Below are 16,782 nucleotides of genomic sequence, written 5' to 3' on the forward strand. Positions count from 1 at the left end.
GCCCGCCGTCACCACGGCAGGACGTCCGGGACCGGCTCGCCGCCGCGTACGTGCTGGTCGCAGAAGGCGAGGACGGTCTCGTTCCACGTGACCTGGTTCGAGGGCGTCAGCACCCAGTGGTTCTCGCTCGTCAGCTGCAGGAACCGGTGGGGCAGATCCTCCGGATCGCCGTCCCAGCGCGAGACCAGTTCCCACCACAGTCGCAGCGCCTCGCTGACCGGGACGCGGTAGTCGCGGTTGCCGTGCGTGAGGAGCATCGGGGTGGTGATGGAGGCGACGGCGCGGTCCGGCGAGTAGGTCTCGTACCAGGCCGCTTGCTCGGCCGGGTGCACCCGCATCTTGGACGCCGCGGCGTCGGTGGTCCGGTGCTGCTGCTCCAGCGCCCACAGTCCGGCGTGGGAGACCACGGCGCGGAAGCGGTCGGTGTGCCCGGCGATCCAGTTGGCCATGAAGCCTCCGAAGGAGGCGCCCAGCATCGCGGTTCGGGTCTCGTCGAACTCTGGGCGGGCGAGGACGAGGTCGAGCAGGCTCTCGCACTCGCGGTAGACGACGTCGGCCCTGCGCGGCCACCCGCGATTGAGTCCGGCGTGACCGTACCCGGTGGACATGGCCGGATCCGGCATGAGCACGGCGTACCCGCGTGCGACGGCGAGCCAGGGGCACCAGCGCCAGCTCCAGGCGTTGTACGAGATGTGCGGGCCGCCGTGGATCCAGAGCATCACGGGGGCGGGGTCGGTGGTGTTCGTGCCGGTGGGCCGGCACAGCCATGCGCCGACCGTGGCGCCGTCCACCTCGGTCTCGACCCGCTCGAGCGTGCCGGGCAGGGAGGCGACCTGGCCCGGCGCGGGCAGGTCGAGGCCGTTCTCGGGCTCGATCCGGACCGGCCGCGGCGGGGTGGCGATGTCGGAGCCCAGCGCGAAGACTGCCGTTCCGGAGACGGCCAGGGCCGAGTAGACCGCGTCCCGGGCGAGGGTGCGGACCGTGCCGTCGGGGGCGAAGGCGAGGATCGCGCCGGAGGAGTGCAGGTCGCCGGCGACGAGAAGGGTCCCGGCGTCGGTCCAGGTGTACTCGCTGACCGTGAGGTCGCCGAGGTCGACGGTGACCGGGTCGCCATCGGTGAGCGGCCAGATCTCGAGGAAGCTGTAGCTCGTGTCCGTCGGTGTCGACGTCGTCGTCCGGGTCAGAGCGAGCCAGCGGCCGTCGCGGGAGAAGGCGGGCGCGGTCCAGTCGTGCGTGTCGGCACCTGGAGCCAGCGTGGTCCGGCGGCCGGTGGCGACGTCGATGAGCACCACGCCGGTCCGGGTCCGGCCGCCGCGGGCGCGGGTGGTCCAGGTGGTGGCGACGGTGGTGCCGTCCGGGGCCAGATCGGCGGAGGCGTCGCGCAGGCTGACCGTCTCCGCGTCCGGCGCGAGGTCCCGCAGGTTGCCGTCCGGGGAGACGAGAACCAGCCGGGGACTGACGTCGTCGAGCTCGTGGTCCCAGGCACGGATCGGCATGCCGGTGTGCCAGATCGCGCTGTTCCTGCTCTCGCGGCGCCTCCGGCGGCGTTCGCCGTCGTCGTCGAGGTCGCCGCCCGGCAGGACCGACGTGGCGGCGAGAACCGTGCCGTCGTCTGCGACGGCACGGATGGCCAGACCGCCCGGTGCGGCGGCGAGCACGCTCGCCTCGCCACGTTCCGGCAGCCGCCAGATCGCGGCCTCCTCCTCATCGTCGCCCTCGCCGGCGGGGTCGGGCCGGGCGGAGGTGAACAGCAGATCGCCGTCCCGGGTGAGGACGGGCGAGGACTCGCCCTGCTCGGAGAACGTCAGGCGCCGGGCCGGGCGCATACCGCCCGGGTCGAGCTCCCAGAGTGAGGAGACCAGCCGGGCGCCGGCGTCGTCGGGCTGCTGGACGGCGGCGACCAGCCGGCCGTCCGGCCCGGCGGTCAACGAGGTGACGCGTGGGAGGCGGACGAAGGCGTCGATGTCGGTGAAGTCCGAGAAGCCGGGCTCCGGGGACGTCGTGGCCGGGTCGGGATGGGGCATGGCTCCTCACCCTAAGAGCCCGGCGCCGGGCCGGTGACGTGGTGGGATGCGGACGCGGAACGCCACCTATAGGATCTACGCGGACCTGATAGGCAACGACGCCGAGGAGACGCGCGTGCACGACGTGAGACAGTCCGGGCAGGACCTGGCGGCCCGGCTGGCCGAGACCTATACGGGCGTGATCTACGACGTCATGCGAGACGCCGGCCGCGAGGTGCGCACGCTGCCCTCCACCCTTCGTCCGTTGCGGCCGGACGCCCGGCTCGCGGGCCCGGTGTTCACCGTCGAGGGCGCGATCGACGAGAGCCTCGAGGTCCACCGGACGATGCTCGAGTGGACCGGACTCCTCCAGGAGGCCCCGGGCGGCCACGTGCTGGTCTGCCAGCCGAACGACTCCACGATCGCGCACATGGGCGAACTCTCGGCCGAGACGCTGCAACTGCGAGGCGTCCGCGGCTACGTCGTCGACGGCGGATGCCGGGACACGGACATGGTGCGCGAACTGGGTTTCCCGGTCTGGCGCCGCTACGACACCCCGGCGGACATCCGCGGCCGGTGGGCGCCGACTGCGCTCGGTGAGCCGATCCGCATCGGCGAGGTCACCGTCACCACCGGTGACTACCTGCTCGCCGACCAGGACGGTGTGGTGCTCATCCCGGGTGAGGACGTGGCCGAGGTGGTCGCCGCCGCCGAGGCGGCCATGCAGCAGGAGAACCTCGTCCGCGCTGCCATCCGGGACGGCACGCCGCCGCGTGAGGCGTACCTCCGGCACGGCAAGTTCTGACCCGCACCGGGCTCGGCGTACGCTCGCCCGCACCCGGTCGTCCAGCATCAACGACGCTGAAAGGACACCATGGCTGCACGTCATCCCGGCGGCGCCCTCGCCGTCGTCCTCACCGCGGTCCTGCTCGCGTCCGCGTGCGCCGCCGATCGCTCGGCCGAGGCCGCCCCGGGCGAGAATCCACCGGTCGAGCTCCGCGCGGCCCACGCCCAGACCCCCGACCACCCGTATCAGGTCTGCGGACTGGAACACATGCAACGCGAGCTGGCCGACCACCCGCAGGCCAACCTCAGCCTGGAGATCTTCCCCAGTGGCCAGCTCGGCTCGAACGAGGAGAATCTCGAGGAGATCCAGGCCGGATCCCTCGACCTGTCCGTCCCGGGCCTGGGGTCGCTGACGATCTTCGACGACCGGATCGGCGCCCTGGAGACGGCCTTCTCGGTTGAGGACCAGCAGGAGCTGCAGGACCTGCTCGACGGCGAGATCGGCGGTGAGCTCATCGAGCCGCTGCGGACCACGCACAACGTGCGCATCCTCGGGCCGCTGTGGGCGCTCGGCAGCCGGCACATCACCGCCAACCGGCCGATCACCTCGCCGGACGACCTGGCGGGCTCGGCGATGCGGACCCAGCAGACCGCCTCCAGCCGCGCCACCGCCGAGGCGCTCGGGGCGACGCCGACCCCGGTGGACTTCGGCGAGCTCTACCTCGCGCTCTCGCAGGGCCTGGTCCAGGCACAGGAGAACCCGCTCGTCCAGATCGACACGGCCAACCTCACCGAGGTCCAGCGGTACATCATGATGACCGGGCACGTCGTCAACGTCTCGATCCTGTCGATGTCCGAGTCGACGTACCAGGAGCTCACCGACGAGCAGCGTCAGGTGCTCGAGGCGGCCGCCGACCATGCCGCGGCGGAGGTCAACCAGTGCATCGCCGACGCCGAGGAGGAAATCCTCGAGCGTTGGCGTGCCACCGACGCCATCGAAGTCGTCGGCGAGGACGAGCTCGACATGGACGCCTTCCGCGAGCACGCCCGCGAGGTCTACACCGGCGAGGACTCCGCCTACGCCGAGGACTGGGGCGAGCTCTACCTGGAGCTGACGGAGGAGAGCCGATGAACGAGACGGCACGAACCCCCGAGGTGGACGAGGGGGCACCATCGCACCGCCTGGCACGTGTGCTCGACGGCGTGGCGGTCGCCGAGAAGTGGATCGCCGCCGCACTGCTGGTGCTCCTCGTCGTGGTGGCCCTGGCCCAGGTCGTCGCCCGCTACGTGCTGCAGCAACCGCTGGCCAGCTCCGACGAGCTGGCGCGTTTCACCCTGATCTGGGCCGCGTTCCTGGCCGCCGCGCTGACCCAGCACGGCGACCAGCACATCGCCGTGCTGCTGCTGCGCAGCCGGGGCAGTGCCGCACGGCGCCGACGCCTGCGCGTGGTCGCGAATCTCGCCGCTCTCGTCACCGCCGTGGTCATCCTGGTGCTGAGTGTGGAGACGCTCAGCCGCAGCGCCCTCGTCAGCTCCCCCTCGTTGGGCGTCCCGATGGCGACCGTGTACCTCGGCGTCGTCCTCGGGTTCCTGCTCATCGCCCTGCACAGTGTGCGCAACCTCGCCGCGCTGCTGGCCGCGGCGCGCCACGGGCACGGGCACCGTGAGGACGGCGAGGCCCTCACCGACGAGATGAGGCTGACATGAGCGTCCTCCTCGTCATCGCCGGCGTCCTCGTCCTGCTGCTCCTCGGCGTTCCGGTCTTCTTCGCCCTGATCCTGCCGAGCCTCGTCTACTTCGCCGTCCAGGGGCCGGAGGAGCTGACCGCCGTCATCCCGACGACGGCCGGCGGTCTCAACAGCTTCCCGCTCGTCGCCGTCCCGTTGTTCATCATGATGGGCGCCCTCGCGAACGAGACGGGAGTGACCGAACGGCTGTTCACCGCAGCCGACAAGTTCCTCGGCCACCTGCGTGGCAGCCTGGGCTACGTCAACGTCACGGTCAGCCTCGGCTTCTCCTGGATGAGCGGCTCGGCCCTGGCCGACTCCGCCGCCCTCGGGCGGATCGAGGTTCCGGCCATGCTCAAGCGGGGATACCCCTCCTCGTTCGCCACCGGCATCACCGCCGCCTCGGGCATCGTCGGGCCGGTGATGCCACCGTCGATCCCGGCGGTGCTGTACGCGGTGGCAGCCGGAGTCTCCCTCGGCGGGCTGCTCATCGCCGGGATCCTGCCGGCCCTGCTGCTGGTCCTCGCGCTGATGCTCTCGGTCTTCATCTGGGCGCGGGACAAGCACGACCTCGTCAGCCCCAAGGCCACCTGGTCCGAGCGGGCCCGGGCCGCGGCCGGCGCCGTGCCGGCGCTGGTCGCTCCGGTGCTGCTGCTCGGCGGCATCCTCGTCGGCGTCTTCACCCCCACCGAGGCGGCCGCCGTGGCCGTCGGCTACCTCGTCATACTGGGACTGGTCTCCCGGGTGCTCACCCGGGCCGTGCTCGGGCGGGTGCTGGCCACCACGGCGCGGAACGTCGGCGCCATCCTCGTCCTCGTGGCCGCGGCCTCGCTCTTCGGGCGGGTCATGACCCTGGAACAGGTGCCGCAGGCGATGACCGACACCCTGACCGGGCTCTCGGAGAACCCGGCCGTGTTCCTGGGCATGACCCTGGTCATCCTGCTCATCGCCGGGATGCTGCTGGAACCGGCCTCGGCACTGCTGATCTTCGCCCCGGTGCTGCTGCCCACCGCCCAGGAGCTGGGGATCGATCCGTTGCACTTCGGCAGCGTCGTCATCCTCTCGGTGCTGCTCGGCCTGGTGACCCCACCGGTCGGCCTCATCTGCTACGTCCTCAGCGACGTCACCGACGTCTCGGTCTCCGACATCTTCCGCGGCGTCGCACCGTTCTACGTCCCGCTCGTGGCCTGCCTGCTGCTCGTGACGTTCGTCCCGTCCATCACGCTGGCACTACCGACGGCGTTCGGGTTCACCGGATAGCCAATACGGATCGGCCCCTGACCCACCGCCCCGACCGACCCGCCCAGACCGGCCCGCCGAGGCCGACCGCACCCGGAAGGACGCCATGCACGTCGTCGTCGCCGATCGCTCACTCGCCCGGTTCGCGCCCGCCCTGGAACAGCACCTGCCCGAGGCGCGCTGGAGCTATCCCGACCCCGCGGACGCGGGCGCGGTCGAGGCGGCACTCGCCGACGCCGAGGTCTTCGTCGGCGGTCGATACACCGCCGCGATGGCGACTGCGGCGCCGAAACTGCGGTTGGTCCACGCCGCCGGTGCGGGCACGGACGCCATCGACGTCGACGCACTGCCGCCCCACGTCGCGGTCGCCAACGTCTACGAGCACGAACGTTCGATGGGTGAGCACGTGCTCATGGTGATGCTCGCGCTGTCCCGGCGACTGCTCACCACCGACCGGGCACTACGTCACGGACGGTGGCTCAATCCGAACCACGACCCGGGCGTGCCGCTGGACACGACGCTGGCCGGCCGCAGCGTCGGCATCGTCGGCTACGGGCACATCGGGCGCGAGGTCGCACGGCTGGCCTCCGCGTTCGAGATGACGGTACGGGCGGTCCGCCGACGCCCCCGCCCCGGCGACGAGGAGGGGCTGGACTTCCTCGGCGGGGAGGAGGCCCTGCCCCAGCTCCTCGCCGAGTCCGACTTCCTCGTGGTCTGCGTGCCCCTCAGTGAGCACACCCGCGGACTGATCGGCGCGGCCGAGCTCGCCCGGATGCGGTCCACCGCGTGCCTGATCAACGTCGCCCGCGGCCCCGTGGTCGACGAAGAGGCGCTCTACGAGGCGCTGCGCTCGGGCCGCATCGCCGGCGCGGGACTGGACGTGTGGTACCAGCCGCCGCCCGAGCCGGGACACCGTGCGCTGCCGGCGGCCCTTCCCTTCGGCGAGCTCGACAACGTCGTCCTCACACCGCACAACTCGGGCGTGACCGAGGAGACCTTCCGGCGCCGTGCCGACGTCGTCGGCGAGAATCTCGCCCGGCTCGCCCGGGGCGAGGACCTGACCAACCTGATCCGGGAGGCGCGTTCGTGAGGATCGATCGCATCCGCACCCTGCGGCTACCCGAGCACGCCAACCTCGTCCACGTCCTCGTCGAGTCCGACGACGGCGTGAGCGGCCTCGGCGAGACGTTCATCGGCGCCGCGGCCGTCGAGGCGTACATCCACGAGACGGTCGCTCCGGCGCTGCTGGGGCAGGACCCGCTCGCCATCGAGGCGCATGCCCGTCGACTCTCCGGCGTCCTCGGCCGGGCCGGGGCCGGGGTGGAGAGCCGGGGTAACTCCGCGGTCGACATCGCCCTGTGGGACCTGTTCGGCAAGGTCACCGGCCAGCCGCTCTACCAGCTTCTCGGTGGGCGCAGCCGTAGGGCCGTACGGATCTACAACACGTGCGCTGGTTACGGCTACACCCGTGGCGCCGGTACCGGCGTCGGCAGCGACAACTGGGGCCTGGACGAGGCCGAGCCGCCGGGCCCGTACGAGGACCTGCAGGCCTTCCTCACCGACGCCGGAACGCTGGCCGAGAGCCTGCTCGAACAGGGCGTGACCGCGATGAAGATCTGGCCCTTCGACACCATCGCGGAAGAGACCCACGGTCAGGAGATCACCACGACCCAGCTGCGCGCGGGGCTCGAGCCGTTGCGGCAGATCCGCGAGCGCGTCGGCGACGCGATGGACGTCATGCTGGAGTTCCACTCCATGTGGTCGCTGCCCGCGGCGCTGCGTATCACCGCAGCGGCGGACGAGTACCGGCCGTACTGGTACGAGGACCTGCTGCCGACCCAGGAGCTCGACGGACTGCGCCGGATCGCGGACCGGACCCGGACTCCGCTGACCCTGAGCGAGACCGTGGCGGGCACCACGAACTTCCGCCGCCTGTTCGCCTCCGGAGCCGTCGGCATCGCGATGGCCGATGTCGGCTGGCTGGGCGGGGTCACCGCGGCGCGAAAGGTGGCCGCGATCGCCGAGTCGCACGGACTGCCGATCGCGCCCCACGACTGCACCGGTCCGGTGGTCCTGGCCACCTCGGCGCACCTGTCGGCGCACCTGCCGAACGGGTTCCTGCAGGAGACAGTACGGGCGTTCTACACCTCGTGGTACCGGGACCTCGTCGTCGAGCTGCCGGTCATCGCGGACGGCACCATCACCCCGAGCGACGCCCCCGGCCACGGCATCGAGTTACAACCTGATCTCTTCTCGCGAGAAGACGCCGTGCTGGTCGAGAGCCGCCGGTAGCCTGGACGGACCGCCGCCCGCCATCACTTCCCCGAGGTCGACGATGAACAAGACGTGGCTGTGCGTCCTGAGCCTGATCGGGACGGCCATCTCCGGCGCCGCGCTCATCCTGCTCATCCCATCCCTGTTCCGGCCCGGCGAGCACGACAATGTCTGGTCCGTCCTCGCTCTGGCGTGTCTGACGGCGGTTTTCGCGGTGGGCACCCGGCGTTGGCGGCCGCAGCCGGCGAAGTCCCGGAATCGCTGAGGGCACTCTCACCGCTGACCCGCTCGCAGACATGCCGGAGGGCGGCACCTCACGGTGCCGCCCTCCGGTCTGTCCGAGCCGTGGTTCCGCTCGAGGCGGGCCACGCGCTCGAGGCGCTGATCGGTCAGATCAGAAGCCCATACCGCCCATGTCCGGCTCGCCACCGGCCGGCGCAGCGGGCTGCTTCTCCGGCTTGTCGGCCACGACGGCCTCGGTGGTGAGGAACAGGCCGGCGATGGAGGCCGCGTTCTGCAGCGCGGAACGGGTCACCTTCACCGGGTCGGAGACACCGGCGGCCAGCAGGTCCTCGTACTCGCCAGTCTGGGCGTTGAGGCCCTGGCCGGCGGGCAGCCCGCGCACCTTCTCGGCCACGACGCCGCCCTCGAGGCCGGCATTGACGGCGATCTGCTTGAGCGGGGAGTCGATCGCGACCTTGACGATGGACGCGCCGGTGGCCTCGTCATCGCTGAGCTGCAGCGACTCGAAGGCTTCCTTGGCGGCCTGGATGAGAGCGACGCCACCACCGGCGACGATGCCCTCCTCGACGGCAGCCTTGGCGTTGCGCACGGCGTCCTCGATGCGGTGCTTGCGCTCCTTGAGCTCGACCTCGGTGGCGGCGCCGGCCTTGATGACCGCCACGCCACCGGCCAGCTTCGCCAGACGCTCCTGCAGCTTCTCACGGTCGTAGTCGCTGTCGGAGTTCTCGATCTCGGTACGGATCTGCTGGACCCGGCCCTCGATCTGCTGGGCGTCACCGGCGCCCTCGACGATCGTGGTCTCGTCCTTGGTCATGACGACCTTGCGGGCGCGACCGAGCATGTCGAGGTCGGCGTTCTCGAGCTTGAGACCGATGGTCTCGGAGATGACCTGGCCACCGGTGAGGATGGCCATGTCCTGCAGCATCGCCTTGCGGCGGTCGCCGAAGCCGGGGGCCTTGACGGCGGCCGACTTGAAGGTGCCGCGGATCTTGTTGACGATCAGGGTCGCGAGGGCCTCGCCCTCGACGTCCTCGGCCACGATGACCAGCGGCTTGCCGGACTGGATGACCTTCTCCAGCAGCGGCAGGAGGTCCTTGACGTTCGAGATCTTGGACTCGACGAGCAGGACGTAGGCGTCCTCGAGGACGACTTCCTGGCGCTCCTGGTCCGTCACGAAGTACGGCGAGAGGTAGCCCTTGTCGAAGCGCATACCCTCGGTGAGCTCGAGCTCGAGGCCGAAGGTCTGCGACTCCTCGACCGTGACGACGCCCTCCTTGCCGACCTTGTCCAGCGCCTCGGCGATGAGCTCACCGATGGCCGGGTCGCCGGCGGAGATGGCGGCGGTCGCCGCGATCTGGTCCTTGGTCTCGACCTCCTTCGCCTGGCTGAAGAGCTTCTCGGTGACGGCCTCGACGGCCTTCTCGATGCCGCGCTTCAGGGCGATGGGGTTGGCGCCGGCCGCGACGTTGCGCAGGCCCTCGCGCACGAGCGCCTGGGCGAGCACGGTGGCGGTGGTGGTGCCGTCACCCGCGACGTCGTCGGTCTTCTTGGCGACCTCCTTGACGAGCTCGGCGCCGATCTTCTCGTACGGCTCCTCGAGCTCGATCTCCTTGGCGATGGACACGCCGTCGTTGGTGATGGTGGGGGCGCCCCACTTCTTCTCCAGGACGACGTTGCGGCCCTTGGGGCCCAGGGTGACCTTCACGGTGTCGGCGAGGCTGTTCAGACCCCGCTCCATGCCGCGACGGGCATCCTCGTCGAAAGCGATGGTCTTTGCCATGCTTGTTCCTCCACTGTGTGGTGGTGCGGCTGGCGGTGCCCGCGACGGACGACCCCGACGACGACGGTCACGTCCCGCCGCCCCCGTGGCCTCACCGACCAACCTGACGTGTTTGTCACTCTCGTGCCGAGAGTGCTAACTCGATACTGGCACTCTCACGGTGCGAGTGCAAGGTGCCCGGGACCATACGGGAGGATGCAGGCGATGATGCTCGCGGAGAGCGTGCCCCTGCACCGGAGGTCGCCATGACGGCCACGTCCCCGCGGCGGAGCGCCGCCGTCGCCTCGGGCGTGCTGGCGTTGGTGCTCGTGGCGCTCACCACCGGCGTCGTGGCCAACTGGCAACCGCTCGTGGCGACGGATCTCGCCGTCGTCGGCCGGGTGCACGAGGTGGTGGCCGGTCGCCCGGGGCTCGTCGCCGCCGCACGGGTGGTCACCCACGCCGGCGCGCCGGTGACGTGGTGGGTAGTGCTCCCCCTGGCGGCCCTGGTGCTCCTGGCGTTGCGAGAACGCGCGACGGCACTGCTGGTGGCGGTCGCCGCGGCCGGGGGTGGACTGCTCCACGTGACGGTGAAGGAGCTGGTGGGACGGGCCCGACCGGACCTGGCGGACCCGCTGCTGCAGGCCGCCGGCCATGCCTTCCCCAGCGGGCACACGGGCGGCACGACGCTCGGCGTCGGCATCCTGCTGGTCGTGCTGCTGCCCCGCGCACCCAGGCCGTGGCGGCCCGTCGTGCTGGCGGCGGGCGTGCTGCTCGCCGTCGCGGTAGGGGCGACCAGGGTCGTGCTGGGTGTGCACTGGCCGAGCGATGTCGTCGCCGGCTGGCTGCTGTCCTCGGCGTGGGTCCTCGCGGTGCTCGCGGCCGGCGCCCGACCGGTCCGGCGCCGGCACCAGGGCGCCCCGACCCCGTCCGGCCCCTGACGTACCCTGCGGATCATGACCACGGCCGCGACATCCGAGCGTTCGGCGCGCCCGGAGTCGGTTGCCGACCCGGTGCCGCCACGCACGGGCCGGCGGCGCTGGCTGGCCTGGACCCTCGCCGTCGTCCTCTATGTCACGGCCGCGGCGTGGTCGGTTCATCTCAAGGCCACGGAGTCCACCGAGGCCTACATCGACCTCTACCTCGACGGCGTCCACGTCCGCGCGGACGGCAGCGTGGCCGAGGTCCCGCCCAACCGTCCGGTGGAGTACCTGCCGGGCAGCCGGGTCCTGGCCTCTGACGCCGACGACCCGGACGCCTCGGCGATCGCCGAGGAGCACCGTGCCTGGCTCGCCGGTGGCACCGTGCCGGGCGCCGGCACACCGTACGAGGAGATGGTCAGAGGCGCGTTGCTCGACATCCACGTCCTCACCGGAGCAACCTTCGCCGACGGTGGCTCACGCACCGTGGCGGCGCCCGGCGCCGCAGTCGCGGCCTGGACCGACCGCTGGCGATACGTCTGGCCACGGGACGCCTCGTTCGTCGCGGCCGCACTCGCGACGGCCGGCCACACCGACGACGCCCTCGACGTCCTGGATTTCGTGGGCTCGTTGCGCGAGGGCTCGGACGGCTTCCAGGCCCGCTACCTTCCCGACGGCAGCGGCGTGCCGGACGGGCGCGGGATTCAGCTCGACGGCAACGGCTGGGTCCTGTGGGCCACGGCCATGGTGGCCGACCGGCTCGAGGACGCCGGTTCCCGGGCCGCGGCGTTCGAGCGCCTACGCCCGCTGGTGGACGCCGCGACCGACCAGATCCTCCGGCTCACCGCCGAGGAGCCGCACCTGCCGCCGCCGTCGGCCGACTACTGGGAGGTGCGCGAACGCGATCTCACGCTCGGCACCGTGGCACCGATGCTGGCCGGGTTGGAGAGCGCCGCAGGACTGTACGAAGACCAGGGTGAGATCGCTCGCGCCGAGGCCGTCTCCGAGCGCGCCGCTCAAATGCGCACCGCCGTCGAGACGACGTTCGGGCCCGGGGGGTACGAGCGGTACGCCGACGGCGGGAACCCGCTGTCGGCGCTGCTCGGCGGAGAGGGCCGCGACGCCGCGACGGCGATGCTTCTCCCCCCGTTCACCGACCGCACCCCCAGCGGCGCCGAGGAGGCATGGCTGCTCTCCACCGAGGAGATGTCACGGCCGGCCGGAGGCGTCGCCCCGGGCGTGGGATGGAAGCGCGACGGCATCTCGTGGACGCCGCAGACCACGCTGTACGCGCTGACCGCGGCGACGAACGGACACCCGCACCGGGCCACCGGATACCTCGACTGGGTGATGGCCCATCGCACCGGTTCGGGTGCGATCCCCGAGAAGGTCCTGGCGAACGGGGCGCCGGCTGCGGTTGCACCACTGACCTGGTCCAGTGCGAACGTCGTGCTCGCGGTCGCCGCACTCGAGGAGGGAGGCCACCTGTGAGTCAACCTGGAACGTGGCACCGGTACGTCGCGCTCGGCGACTCGATGACCGAGGGGCTGTGGGACCTGCCCGACGGCGCCGAACGCACCCGCGGCTGGGCGGACCTGCTCGCGCACCACCTGGCCGCGCGGTCCCGGCCTGAGCCGCTCGAGTACGCCAACCTCGCCGTCCGTGGCCGGCTGCTCGGGCAGATCGTCGAGACCCAGCTCCCCCAGGCGCTCGCGATGCGTCCGGATCTCGTCTCACTCGTGGGCGGCGGCAACGATCTGCTGCGGCCCGGCGCCGATCCCGACGCGCTGGCGCGCCTCCTCGAGGGCGCCGTCGCCTCGGCCCGGGGCGAAGGGGCGGACGTCCTGCTGGCCACCGGCGTCGACCCGGCGCTGGGGCTGCTGCGTGCGATCCGTGGCAAGGTCGCGATCTTCAACGGTCACCTGTGGTCGATCGCGCGACGGCACGGGGCGTTCGTCATGGACCTGTGGGGCATGCGCAGCCTGCGCGATCGGCGGATGTGGGCCGAGGACCGGGTCCACATGACCGCGGCCGGCCACGAACGGGTGGCCCAGGCCGCACTCGCCGGACTCGACCTGGCGCCGGACACCCCGAACTGGGACGACCCCCTGGAACCGCTGCCGCGGCCTGCCCGGGCCGAGTGGCTGCGCGGGGAGCTCACCTGGGCCCGGACGCACATGGGCCCCTGGGTGGGACGCCGCCTGCGGCGCACATCCTCAGGCTCTCGGATCCAGCCCAAACGCCCCGAGCCCGAGGTCGTCCGCGTCTGACACGCCCCATCATTCGGCACACCCGCGCCCGCCCACCTGCGCCGAGTCGTCAATTGTGTGCCGAGTGGTCATTCCCGTGTCGAGTGGTCGATCGTGAACGCGCAGCCGCCGACCGCCGTCGGCTCAGCCCCGCGGCCCCAACTCCGGTGCGACGGTGATGCCGAACCGGTCGCGTAGCGCGCGCCGGGCGGCGAACCAGCCGGTCATGCCGTGCACGCCGGGGCCCGGAGGCACGGCCTGCGAGCAGAGGTAGACGCCCGGGATTCCGCCGTCGTAGACATGCCAGCCCGGACGCGGGCCCGCCGCCATGCGCCACATCGTGACCGCGCCGCCGGCGATGTCGCCCCCGACGTAGTTGGCGTTGTGCTCCGGCATCCGACGGGCAGGAATGCACCGGGAGGCGACGACGACGTCCCGGAATCCGGGCGCGAATCGTTCGATCTGGGCGGTGACGGTCTGGGTGACGTCGATGTCGGAACCGGCCGGGACGTGGGTGTAGGTCCACAGCGGGCGCAGGCCGCCGGTACCGCGTGAGGGGTCGGCCACGGTCGGGTCCGAGACCAGCGTCAACGGGCGGTCGGCGTGCCGGCCGGCGTGCACCGCGTTCTCCGCCGCGGCCATCTCGGCTCTGCTCCCGCCCACGTGCACGGTGGCGGCCCGACCCACCCGGGCATCGCGCCACGGCACGGGGCCGGAGAGCACGAAGTCCACTTTGGCGGCGGCGTTGCCGTGCCGGAAGCGCTCGAACCAGGCGCGGTGGCCGGAGGCCATGCGCTCGCCCCAGATGTCGACGAGCCCGCGCGGGGTGGTGTCGACGAGGTAGGCACGTGCCCGCGGCAGCTGTCGCCATGTGGTGACCGGCTCGGCGGTGCGGATCTCGCCGCCGTGCGCCCGCAGGTCGTCGGTGAGCGCGTCCGTGATCGCCTGGCTGCCCCCGACGGGGATGACCCAGCCGACACCATGGGCCAGGGCGCCGAGCAGCAGTGCGGTCCCAGCAGCCGCCAGCGACGGCAGTGGACTGATCGTGTGGGCGGCGACACCGGTGAGCAAGGCGGGCGCGACCTGATCGGAGAACCGCCGGTCCCAGGCGCGCGTGCCCTGCTCGAGCACGGCGGCGCCGAAGGCGGCGGCTGCTCGCGCGCCGCCCGGCCGCAGCACTTCGGGCGGCACGGTGCGGTGGTCGCCCAGGCCGAGGGCGATGACGGCGTCGATCTGTTCGACGAGCGGGCCCAGGAGCGAACGCCAGGCCGGACCGTCAGCGCCGAGTTCCGCGGCGGTCCGGTCCAGGTCCTGGTACGCGATTCCCGCGTCGCGCTGCTCGAACGGCTGCGCATAGGCGATCTCGGGCACTGCGAGCTCGACGCCCCGCGCCGGGAGGTCGAAGGCGCGGAAGAACGGGCTCCCGATGGCCAGCGGGTGCACGGCCGAGCACAGGTCGTGGCGCATCCCGGGCGCGAGCCCGAGGTCCAGCGTGCGAGCACCGCCGCCGATGGTCGGCTGCGCCTCGAGGACGAGGACGTCCAGGCCCGCTCGCGCGAGGGTGACCGCACCGGCGAGGCCGCCGGGACCACTCCCGATGACGACGGCGTCGCGGACCTCCCGGGGCATCGTCGTCAGCCTATCCGGCCACGGCCGTCGGCGCCCGCCGTCCGCCACTGCGGCATCGCGTCACACACGCACGTCTCAGCCGGCAAAGTCCGACCGGAGCACGATGGCGATGGCCTCTGTGGCGCCCGCACTCTCGACGACGTTGGTGATGCCGAGAACGGAGGCGACCTCCTGTGCGGTCGGCTCCAGCTCGGCGTTGTTGTAGTAGAGCGTCGTCGTCTCCGGCACCGCTGAGGTGTAATCGGAGGCGACACCGTTGGTGAATCCCTCGCCCGCGAGCTGCTCGACCGTCTGACCGGCGAGGCCGCCGATGCCGGCACCGTTGAGGACCGTGATCGTGGTGTCGTACTGGACGTCCTCGGTGGTCTCCTCCTCGGTGGGTTCCTCGGTGGTCTCCTCCTCGGTGGCTTCCTCGGTCGTCTCGTCCTCAGTGGCTTCCTCGGTGGCCTCGTCCTCCGTGGCCTCGTCCGTGGTCTCGGTCGCCCCGGCGGTCGGTGCGGGGTCGTCCGAGCCCCCGAGGAGCTGAATGGCCCCCCAGGCGAGCAGCGGCGCGAGCACGATCACGGCGACGACGGGCAGCAGGGTCCGCCACAACGGCCGAGCGCCGCGGTGGACGCCCTGTGGGCTCCGTTCGCGTCCCGCGACGTCGAACTCGTCCTCGGGGTACTCGTCAGGCGTGGTCACAACGGGAGGTTATCCGTTCATCGCCAGCGGCGCGGACACGCCGGCGGGCGCGCCGCCGCGCCGGCGCATCAGCGACACGCGTTCAGAGCCATCCGGCGCACCGGTGACGCTCAGATGTCGCCACCGAGCCGGCGCGCCGAGCGCTCACGCTGCCGGTTGGCCCGCATCCGGCGCAAGCGCTTGACGAGCATCGGGTCCGCGGCAAGCGCGGCCTCGGAGTCGATGAGCTGGTTGAGGACCTGGTAGTAACGCGTGGCGGTCATGTCGAACAGCTCGCGGATCGCGGTCTCTTTCGCCCCGGCGTACTTCCACCACTGCCGCTCGAACGCCAGGATGGCGGTCTCGGTCTCACTCAGGCCGGGGGCAGCGCTGACGGACGCCTGCTCTGCGTGCGCGGATGTCATGCGTGTCCTCCTCCCGACGGTGCCCCCCCATGCTAGGGGCGAATCACAATCATGTCATTACACGCCCTGCTCCGGCGACGTTACCCTTCAGCACCGTGACCGCCACCAGCCTGGAGAACATCCTCGATGCCGGCTGGGCCCGTGCCCTGGCCCCGGTGGAACCGCAGATCCACGCGATGGGCGACTTCCTGCGTGAGGAGAATCGCGCCGGCCACGGATACCTGCCCGCCGGCGAGGACGTGCTGCGCGCCTTCACGTATCCGATGGACCAGGTCCGCGTCCTCATCGTCGGCCAGGACCCCTACCCCACGCCCGGCCACCCGATGGGACTGTCGTTCTCGGTCCAACCGCACGTGCGACCGGCGCCGCGGTCCCTGCAGAACATCTTCGCGGAGCTCCGGGACGATCTCGGCCATCCCGTTCCCCCGCACGGCGACCTCACCGGCTGGGCGCGCAGCGGCGTGATGCTGCTCAACCGGGTCCTGACCGTTCGTCCCGGCGCGCCCGCGTCCCACCGCGGAAAGGGATGGGAGGCGATCACCGAGCACGCCATCCGGTCCCTCGTGGCGCGCGAGACGCCGCTCGTGGCCATCCTCTGGGGGCGCGACGCCGGCACGTTGCGGCCGATGCTCGGCTCGACCCCGATCATCGCCTCGGCACATCCAAGTCCGCTCTCGGCCTCGCGCGGATTCTTCGGCTCCCGGCCGTTCTCCCGTGCCAACGAGTTGCTGACCGCCGCGGGCGCACCACCGGTCGACTGGGCACTCGCCTAATGGGAGCTACCGGGTCGGCCACCGGGCAGACTCGGTTCCGGTAGCGGCCAGTGGGTGAGCACTCTCCTCGCCAGGTACTCGATGCCTAGGGT

General features: G+C 71.8%; 16 protein-coding genes. 11 read left to right on the top strand and 5 right to left on the bottom strand.

Going from position 1 to position 16,782, the window contains the following annotated elements; translation table 11 throughout:
* Window positions 1-8 precede the first annotated feature (8 nt).
* The gene (locus tag ACFSE6_RS06770; RefSeq protein WP_388003941.1) at window positions 9-2,024 is read right to left on the bottom strand and encodes a prolyl oligopeptidase family serine peptidase; all 2,016 of its coding nucleotides are present in this window, start codon (window positions 2,022-2,024) and stop codon (window positions 9-11) included.
* Window positions 2,025-2,139: 115 nt separating this feature from the next.
* Between ACFSE6_RS06770 and ACFSE6_RS06775 the strand changes: the two genes are divergently transcribed.
* The 7 genes from ACFSE6_RS06775 to ACFSE6_RS06805 all read left to right on the top strand — a co-directional run bounded on the left by ACFSE6_RS06775 (window position 2,140) and on the right by ACFSE6_RS06805 (window position 8,294).
* Window positions 2,140-2,808, top strand: coding sequence for an RraA family protein (locus tag ACFSE6_RS06775; protein WP_388003944.1), 669 nt, complete (start codon window positions 2,140-2,142; stop codon window positions 2,806-2,808).
* 69 nt (window positions 2,809-2,877) lie between these two features.
* Window positions 2,878-3,921: a DctP family TRAP transporter solute-binding subunit gene (locus ACFSE6_RS06780; protein ID WP_388003947.1), complete on the top strand. Its 1,044-nt coding sequence runs from the start codon at window positions 2,878-2,880 to the stop codon at window positions 3,919-3,921.
* The gene (locus ACFSE6_RS06785; RefSeq protein ID WP_388003950.1) at window positions 3,918-4,496 is read left to right on the top strand and encodes a TRAP transporter small permease; all 579 of its coding nucleotides are present in this window, start codon (window positions 3,918-3,920) and stop codon (window positions 4,494-4,496) included. Before ACFSE6_RS06780 ends, ACFSE6_RS06785 begins: the two co-directional genes overlap by 4 nt.
* Window positions 4,493-5,776 (top strand): TRAP transporter large permease, encoded by a 1,284-nt coding sequence (locus ACFSE6_RS06790; protein WP_388003953.1) that lies wholly within the window; start codon window positions 4,493-4,495, stop codon window positions 5,774-5,776. The genes ACFSE6_RS06785 and ACFSE6_RS06790 overlap by 4 nt, the downstream gene beginning before the upstream one ends.
* 85 nt (window positions 5,777-5,861) lie before the next feature.
* Window positions 5,862-6,845 carry a 2-hydroxyacid dehydrogenase gene (locus ACFSE6_RS06795; RefSeq protein WP_388003956.1) on the top strand — a complete coding sequence of 328 codons (984 nt, stop codon included), beginning with the start codon at window positions 5,862-5,864 and terminating at the stop codon, window positions 6,843-6,845.
* A complete protein-coding gene (locus ACFSE6_RS06800; protein WP_388003959.1) occupies window positions 6,842-8,047 on the top strand; it encodes a mandelate racemase/muconate lactonizing enzyme family protein in 1,206 nt (401 codons plus the stop codon). The genes ACFSE6_RS06795 and ACFSE6_RS06800 overlap by 4 nt, the downstream gene beginning before the upstream one ends.
* A 43-nt stretch (window positions 8,048-8,090) precedes the next feature.
* Window positions 8,091-8,294, top strand: a complete 204-nt coding sequence (locus tag ACFSE6_RS06805; protein WP_388003962.1) for a hypothetical protein — start codon at window positions 8,091-8,093, stop codon at window positions 8,292-8,294.
* A gap of 129 nt (window positions 8,295-8,423) precedes the next feature.
* On the opposite strand, the gene groL is transcribed toward ACFSE6_RS06805, so the two are convergent.
* Window positions 8,424-10,052, bottom strand: coding sequence for a chaperonin GroEL (gene groL / locus ACFSE6_RS06810; protein WP_388003965.1), 1,629 nt, complete (start codon window positions 10,050-10,052; stop codon window positions 8,424-8,426).
* 245 nt (window positions 10,053-10,297) lie between these two features.
* Here groL and ACFSE6_RS06815 point away from each other — a divergent pair, with 245 nt between their 5' ends.
* The 3 genes from ACFSE6_RS06815 to ACFSE6_RS06825 are packed head-to-tail and all read left to right on the top strand — an operon-like array spanning window position 10,298 to window position 13,221.
* Entirely contained in the window at window positions 10,298-10,972 is a 675-nt protein-coding gene (locus tag ACFSE6_RS06815; protein ID WP_388003968.1) for a phosphatase PAP2 family protein, read from the top strand.
* Between the two features lie 15 nt (window positions 10,973-10,987).
* Window positions 10,988-12,442, top strand: a complete 1,455-nt coding sequence (locus ACFSE6_RS06820) for a glycoside hydrolase family 15 protein (protein WP_388003971.1) — start codon at window positions 10,988-10,990, stop codon at window positions 12,440-12,442.
* The gene (locus ACFSE6_RS06825) at window positions 12,439-13,221 is read left to right on the top strand and encodes an SGNH/GDSL hydrolase family protein (protein WP_388003974.1); all 783 of its coding nucleotides are present in this window, start codon (window positions 12,439-12,441) and stop codon (window positions 13,219-13,221) included. Before ACFSE6_RS06820 ends, ACFSE6_RS06825 begins: the two co-directional genes overlap by 4 nt.
* Before the next feature lie 123 nt (window positions 13,222-13,344).
* Here ACFSE6_RS06825 and ACFSE6_RS06830 read toward each other — a convergent pair whose 3' ends face one another.
* From ACFSE6_RS06830 to ACFSE6_RS06840, 3 genes are all read right to left on the bottom strand, one after another.
* Complete coding sequence (locus ACFSE6_RS06830) at window positions 13,345-14,829, bottom strand: phytoene desaturase family protein (protein WP_388003977.1); 1,485 nt, start codon at window positions 14,827-14,829, stop codon at window positions 13,345-13,347.
* A 75-nt stretch (window positions 14,830-14,904) separates the two neighbouring features.
* On the bottom strand, window positions 14,905-15,513 hold the full coding sequence (locus ACFSE6_RS06835; RefSeq protein ID WP_388003980.1) for a LytR C-terminal domain-containing protein: 609 nt from the start codon (window positions 15,511-15,513) through the stop codon (window positions 14,905-14,907).
* A 110-nt stretch (window positions 15,514-15,623) separates the two neighbouring features.
* Window positions 15,624-15,917: a DUF3263 domain-containing protein gene (locus ACFSE6_RS06840; RefSeq protein ID WP_388003983.1), complete on the bottom strand. Its 294-nt coding sequence runs from the start codon at window positions 15,915-15,917 to the stop codon at window positions 15,624-15,626.
* Between the two features lie 95 nt (window positions 15,918-16,012).
* Between ACFSE6_RS06840 and ACFSE6_RS06845 the strand changes: the two genes are divergently transcribed.
* Complete coding sequence (locus tag ACFSE6_RS06845) at window positions 16,013-16,690, top strand: uracil-DNA glycosylase (protein ID WP_388003986.1); 678 nt, start codon at window positions 16,013-16,015, stop codon at window positions 16,688-16,690.
* The last annotated feature ends 92 nt before the right edge of the window (window positions 16,691-16,782 follow it).

It is taken from the genome of Georgenia deserti (assembly GCF_042680605.1).
GTDB classification, from domain to species: Bacteria; Actinomycetota; Actinomycetes; order Actinomycetales; family Actinomycetaceae; genus Allobogoriella; species Allobogoriella deserti.